At 73.0% G+C, this 5900-nt stretch carries 5 protein-coding genes and 1 pseudogene; 2 read left to right on the plus strand and 4 right to left on the minus strand.

Annotation, left to right across the window (positions count from 1 at the left end; all coding sequences use genetic code 11):
- The 3 genes from GT045_RS36555 to GT045_RS36565 all read right to left on the minus strand — a co-directional run.
- Positions 1-556, minus strand: a 556-nt coding sequence (locus GT045_RS36555; protein WP_161336847.1) for a DUF5336 domain-containing protein, incomplete at its 3' end; no start/stop codon positions are given.
- Between the two features lie 83 nt (positions 557-639).
- Positions 640-1572 carry an N-acetylmuramoyl-L-alanine amidase gene (locus tag GT045_RS36560; RefSeq protein WP_345942870.1) on the minus strand — a complete coding sequence of 311 codons (933 nt, stop codon included), beginning with the start codon at positions 1570-1572 and terminating at the stop codon, positions 640-642.
- Between the two features lie 10 nt (positions 1573-1582).
- Positions 1583-2245, minus strand: a complete 663-nt coding sequence (locus GT045_RS36565; RefSeq protein WP_161288847.1) for a class I SAM-dependent methyltransferase — start codon at positions 2243-2245, stop codon at positions 1583-1585.
- A 206-nt stretch (positions 2246-2451) separates the two neighbouring features.
- Between GT045_RS36565 and GT045_RS40325 the strand changes: the two are divergent.
- Positions 2452-2550: pseudogene (locus tag GT045_RS40325) on the plus strand (short-chain dehydrogenase); the annotation flags it as partial.
- A 200-nt stretch (positions 2551-2750) separates the two neighbouring features.
- On the opposite strand, the gene GT045_RS36575 reads toward GT045_RS40325, so the two are convergent.
- Positions 2751-4496 (minus strand): MFS transporter, encoded by a 1746-nt coding sequence (locus tag GT045_RS36575; RefSeq protein ID WP_161288849.1) that lies wholly within the window; start codon positions 4494-4496, stop codon positions 2751-2753.
- A 164-nt stretch (positions 4497-4660) separates the two neighbouring features.
- On the opposite strand from GT045_RS36575, the gene GT045_RS36580 reads away from it, so the two are divergent.
- Entirely contained in the window at positions 4661-5848 is a 1188-nt protein-coding gene (locus tag GT045_RS36580) for a beta-ketoacyl synthase N-terminal-like domain-containing protein (protein WP_161336846.1), read from the plus strand.
- The last annotated feature ends 52 nt before the right edge of the window (positions 5849-5900 follow it).

Here is a 5900-nt window from a genome sequence, read left to right on the forward strand (position 1 = left end):
CGAACGGCTGGCCCGGCTGCGGCTGGGCGCCGTACGGCTGCTGGGGCTGGGCGCCCGGGTAGCCGTAACCACCGGGCGGCTGGGCGCCGTAGGGCTGCGGGGCGGCCGGCTTGGCGGCCGGCACCAGCGGGCCCTGGAGCGCGGGCAGCAGCGGGGTGGCGATGGCGGCGGCCGCCAGCAGCAGCGCGGCGATCAGGCCCAGGATGAGACCGGCGCCGGCGCCGACGTCGAGCAGGTCCGACCGGTCGAAGGCGCCCAGCGGGTCGATGATCGTCCAGAACGCGGTCCACGCGGCGAAGAGCGTCAGGGCCACGCCGACCTGGCCGAGGTCCAGGCCGATGACCTTGCGCGGCTGCGGGAGGGCACGAGCGAGGACGATGAGGACCGCGCCGACGATGCCACCGACGTACATGCTCATCACCAGGCCGAGGTTGTCCCAGGCGTTGGGGACGTCACTGCCGTCGGTGTCGAACGTGCTGAGGAACGACGCGATGAACAGCACCACCGCTGCTCCGATCACCACGCCGTCGCCTCTAGTGAGGGAGCGGATATTCACTTCAGGTCCTTCGTAGGTCGTCTCGTCGTCGGTAGACACTATCGTCCACAAGATCCGGCTGTCCGGCCGGTTCCGCCCACCGGTCAGGACTCGCGCAGGAAACTCACGATTCCCTCAGAGATCCCCTGCGCGGCCCGCTGCCGCCAGGCGCCGCTGGTCAGCAGTGCCGCGTCCTTGCTATCGCGCATGTTGCCGCACTCGATGAACACCTTGGGAACCGTTGACAGATTGAGACCACCCAGGTCCGTCCGCGTGACCAGACCGGTACCGCCGCCGAGGTAGTTGGAGGGCGGCTCGCCCGTCTCGCGCAGGTAGGCGCCCGCGATCCGCACACCGAGATCGTGCGAGGGGCCGACGATGCCGCGGGTGTCCGCCGCACCGGAGTGCACGGACCCCGGCAGGATGACGTGGAAGCCGCGGTTGCCGGCGGCCGAGCCGTCGGCGTGCAGGGAGATCGCCGCGTCCGCGTGCGCCGCGTTCCCGATCCGGGCCCGCTCGTCCACGCACGGCCCCCAGGGCGGGCCGCCGCCGTCATGGGTCAGCTTCACCGTGGCGCCCTGCCGTTCCAGGACCGCCCGCAGCCGGTGCGCCAGGTCGAGCGTGAACCGCGCCTCGCTGTAACCGTCGTCGGTCGACGTCCCGGTGGTGTCGCACTCCTTGCGGTTGGTCCCGATGTCCACCGGGCGGTCGATCTCGGCCGTGTGCCGGAAGTTCCCCGGATTGTGGCCCGGGTCGACGACGACGACCGTCCCCTTCAGCGGACCGGCCGAGGCCGGGGCGGACGCCTTGCCGTCGGCGCCCGGGGAGGAGGCCGGGGCGGAGGACAGGGGGGAGCCGTGCGTGGCCGGCGCGGGGGAGGCCGTACGGTCCTCGCCGTCCGACCCGCCGCCCACCGCCTCGTAGACCAGCCAGCCGAGCAGCGCGCCGGGCACCAGGGCGGCGAGCGCCACGGTCAGCGGGCCGCGCCGGGGCCGGCGGGGCTGCGGAGGATCGAGGTCCGGTCCTGTGTACGACACGTCTGCGACTCTAACCTCGGCCCCGGGTCCCCGCTCCCGTTCGCCGCAGGACACGCAGCGAGCCGGTCGCCGAGACCTCCGTGAACTCCCCGGACTCAAGGGCCCGCAGGTAGACGCGGTACGGCGCCTGGCCCGTGAACTCGTCCGCCGGGTCCGGGAAGACGTCGTGGATGACCAGGAGGCCGCCCTCGGCCACGTGCGGCGCCCAGCCCTCGTAGTCGGCGCCGGCGTGCTCGTCGGTGTGGCCGCCGTCGATGAAGACGAACCCGAGCGGGGAGTTCCAGATCCGCGCGATCTGCGGGGAACGCCCGACGACGGCGACGACGTGCTCCTCCAGACCGGCCCTGAACAGCGTGCGGCGGAAGGCCGGGAGCGTGTCCATGAGGCCGACCTCCGGGTCGACCGTCTCCGGGTCGTGGTAGTCCCAGCCGGGCTGCTGCTCCTCGCTGCCCCGGTGGTGGTCGACGGTCAGCGCCGTGACCCCCGCGGTGCGGGCCGCGTCGGCGAGCAGGATCGTGGAGCGCCCGCAGTACGTACCGACCTCCAGCAGCGGCAGCCCCAGCCGGCCCGCCGTCACCGCCGCCGCGTACAGCGCCAGCCCCTCGTCCACGGGCATGAACCCCTTCGCCGCCTCGAACGCGGCCAGGATCTCGGGCTTGGGTGCGACGGACATGGGGGCCCTTCGGTCGTACGGCGGTTCCGGCGCCCCATGCTGCCGCACCCCCGGTCGGCGGGGGGACGGGGGGTGGGTCACCGCCTGGCTCCTGAGCCACGGTCAGGAGCGGAGCCGTCGGGGAAAGCCGGGGGAGAGCGTCGAAGATCGCTGGGTACAGTGCAGGCGCTCCGCCCCGATGACCCCGTCGCCGAGGAGGCCGCCTGATGGACCCCGTCACGCTGATCACCGGCGGCTCGACCGGAATCGGCGCCGCCGCCCGCGCCCTGCTCGAGCAGGGCCACCGCGTGACCGTCACCGGACGCGACGCGGGCAAGCCGGCCGCCTTCGCCACCACCGCGGGGGCGGGCGGCGCCACACCGTGTTCGGCAAAACGGCCTCCTCCCACCGGGGAAGGACGCCGTCGACCGCCTCACGACGGCGTTCGCGAACGCCGTCGTGTCCACATCCCCTCCACGCCTGAGAAGCGGCAGCGTGGCGACTCACGCCGGTCGACCGGACACCCTCAGGCGCTGACCGTCTCGCCGGGCAGCGAGAGATCCAGGTCGACGGCCCGCTCCTCACCCGGATGCGTCGCGGACGAGGCGAGCGGCCCGTGGCCGACGGCCCGCGCGGCGAGGACGTACGCACCCTGCGCCGGAACGGCGAGGGCGTACGCCCCGTCCTCGCCGGAGACGGTGGAGCCCGCCTGACGGCCCCGCCGGTCGATCAGGGTGACCTTGGCCCGGGCCACCGGGGCGCCGTCGGCGCCGAGGACCCGGCCGCGGAAGCCCCGCAGGATCTCCTCGGCCCGCTCCAGCACGGCGTCCTCCTCGCTGCTCGCCCGCAGCTGCGTGTGCTGCGGGGCCGGGCGGCCGGCCTTCGGCAGGCACAGCGCGAGCAGCAGGCCCGCCGCGACGGCGGCCGTGGCGATCAGGAAGGAGACCCGGAACCCGTGCATGGTGGGAACCGCGACGCCGCCCACGTCGTTCGCGGTGTTGGCCAGCACCATGCCGATGACGGCGCTGGACACCGACGTGCCGATGGACCGCATCAGGGTGTTCAGGCCGTTGGCCGCGCCCGTCTCCGAGGCCGGGACCGCGCCGACGATCAGCGCGGGCAGCGAGGAGTAGGCGAGCCCGATGCCGGCGCCCAGGATCACCGAGGTGAGGACCGTCTGCCAGGCGGCGTCCATCAGACCGAGTCCGCCGCCGTAGCCGACCGCGATGACGAGCAGGCCGATGATGAGGGTGACCTTGGGGCCGTACCGGGCGGACAGCCGGGCGTAGACCGGCGCGGTGAACATCATCGTCAGGCCCAGCGGGGCCACGCACAGGCCGGCGACCACCATGGACTGGCCGAGCCCGTAGCCGGTGGCCTTCGGCAGCTGGAGCAGCTGGGGCAGGACGAGCGAGACGACGTAGAACGCGACGCCGACCATGATCGACGCGAGGTTGGTGAAGAGGACGGCCGGGCGTGCGGTGGTGCGCAGGTCGACCAGGGGGGCCTTGGTGCGCAGCTCGAACAGGCCCCACAGCAGGAGCACGGCGACCGACGCGGCGAACAGGCCGAGCGTCGTGCCGGAGGACCAGCCCCAGTCGCTGCCCTTGGTGATGGGCAGCAGGAGCAGCACCAGACCGGTGGACAGGCCCAGCGCGCCGAACACGTCGAAGGTGCCCTTCGCGCGCATCGGGGACTCCGGGACGACCAGGAGGGTGAGCGCGATGGCCAGCACGCCGAGGCCGGCGGCGCCGTAGAACAGGGCGTGCCAGTCCGCGTGCTGGGCGACGAGTGCCGCGGCGGGCAGGGCGAGGCCGCCGCCGACGCCGATCGAGGAGCTCATCAGGGCCATGGCCGAGCCGAGCCGCTCGCGCGGCAGCATGTCGCGCATCAGGCCGATGCCCAGCGGTATCGCGCCCATGGCGAAGCCCTGCAGGGTCCGGCCCGCGATCATCGTGAGCAGCTGGCTGGTGAGCGCGCTGACCAGGGCGCCGACCACCATCACGGCGAGGCTGAAGATCAGCATGCGCCGCTTTCCGTAGAGGTCGCCGAGCCGGCCCATGATGGGGGTGGCCACGGCACCGGACAGCAGGGTCGAGGTGAGGACCCAGGTGGCGTTGCTCGGGGCGGTGTCCAGCAACTGCGGCAGGTCCTTGATGACCGGCACGAGCAGCGTCTGCATCACCGCGACGACGATGCCCGCGAAGGCGAGCACCGGGACCACCGCGCCGCCCGCTGCGCGGGTGGGCTGGTCGGTCGGCGTGTCTGTCATGGAGTGAGGCCTTCCGCGTGTCATAAGTCCTGGGTAAACCTCGTATGCGCAGGCAACTATTCCGTTGCTTCGGGCCCCTAATGAATCCTTGACCCGTCCATGGGTTTCTGACGCCGCGTCATGCGTCTGGCGCCCTGATGGAACACGTTCTAGTCTGGCGCGCCATGAAGGCTTATGTCGCCGGGGTCGGGATGACCAGGTTCGAGAAGCCCGAGACCCGTGAATGGCAGTACTGGGACATGGCCCGGGAGGCGGGTGACGCGGCGCTCGCCGACGCCGGGATCGCGTACCCGGACGTGGAACAGGTTCCCGTCGGCTACTGCTTCCAGCCCTCCACCGCCGGACAGCGCGCCGCCTACGAACTCGGCCTGACCGGCGTCCCCGTCTACAACGTCAACAACAACTGCGCGACCGGCGCCACCACCCTGATGCTGGCCCGCCAGCTCGTCGAGGGCGGCGCCTGCGACTGCGTGCTGGCGCTCGGCTTCGAGAAGATGCGGAAGGGGGCGCTCGGCGGCGGGTCCGACGGCGGGGACCTCGCCACCTCCCCCGTCGCCCGGCACTACGGCATCATGGCCGCCCGGCACGGCTTCGCGGCCGCCCCGCCGACCGCGCAGATCTTCGCCGCCGCCGCCCGCGAACACATGGAGACGTACGGCACGACCGAGGCCCAGCTCGCCGCGGTCGCCGCCAAGAACCACCGGCACTCCGCGCACAACCCCTACGCCCAGTTCCGCGACGTGTACGAGGTCGCGGACATCCTCGCCGCGCGCACCGTGCACCGCCCGCTCACCAAGCTCCAGTGCTCGCCCACCTCCGACGGGGCCGCCGCCGCCGTGGTCGTCTCGGAACGGTTCGCGCAGCAGCGCTCCCTGACCGGCCTGGCCGAGATCGCCGGCCAGGCCATGACCACGGACACCGAGGAGTCCTTCGCCTCCGGCTCCTGCGTCGACGTCGTCGGCCTGCCGCTGTCCCGGGCCGCGGCCCGGCAGGCGTACGAGAGGGCCGGCCTCGGCATCGAGGACGTCGACGTGATCGAGCTGCACGACTGCTTCTCCGTCAACGAGCTGCTGACCTACGAGGCGCTCGGCATGTGCGCGCCGGGGGAGTCCGGCGCTCTGGTCGAGTCGGGCGCGACGACCTACGGGGGCCGGTGGGTGGTGAACCCGTCCGGCGGGCTGATCTCCAAGGGCCATCCGCTGGGTGCCACCGGGCTGGCGCAGACGGCCGAGCTGGTCTGGCAGCTGCGCGGCGAGGCGGGCGCACGGCAGGTGCCCGGGGCACGGACGGGCCTCGCGCACAACATCGGGCTGGGCGGCGCGGCGGTGGTGACGGTGCTGCGGGCGGTGTAGACGGGACCGGGGAGAAGGCGCGGGGAGAAGGCGCGGGGAGAAGGCGCGGGGA

It is taken from the genome of Streptomyces sp. SID486 (genome assembly GCF_009865385.1).
In the GTDB taxonomy this organism is placed as follows: domain Bacteria; phylum Actinomycetota; class Actinomycetes; order Streptomycetales; family Streptomycetaceae; genus Streptomyces.